Below are 261 nucleotides of genomic sequence, written 5' to 3'. Positions count from 1 at the left end.
AGTCCACGGCGCGCCAAAGCGGGTGAAATACTGCGCCAGCGTCGGCGGCAGGTAGCTGGGGTTAAAACGCCAGCTGTTATCCTCAGCAAAACCCACTTTGCCCGGTAACAACATGGAACCCAGCCCAGGCACCGTCACCACTTCCTCCCGCGCGATACGTTTTAGCAACGCGCTGCCGATGTCGGTATAACGCTGCTCTTTCCACAAACGCCCCGCCTCCAGCAACGACCAGGCCATCCAGACATCACCATCGGAGGCCGA

Annotated in this window: 1 protein-coding gene; it reads right to left on the bottom strand. The window is 60.2% G+C overall.

What is annotated here, in order from left to right; all coding sequences use genetic code 11:
- Positions 1 to 261 (bottom strand): glycosyl hydrolase family 8 (locus SB756_RS31620; RefSeq protein ID WP_410913440.1); only part of this gene is annotated, 261 nt, incomplete at both ends.

Origin of the sequence: Pseudomonas sp. SIMBA_068, assembly GCF_046534705.1 — a bacterium.
Taxonomy (GTDB): domain Bacteria; phylum Pseudomonadota; class Gammaproteobacteria; order Pseudomonadales; family Pseudomonadaceae; genus Aquipseudomonas; species Aquipseudomonas putida.
The sequence above is the reverse complement of the archived record's forward strand: the minus strand, read 5'-3'. Positions and strand labels throughout refer to the sequence as shown.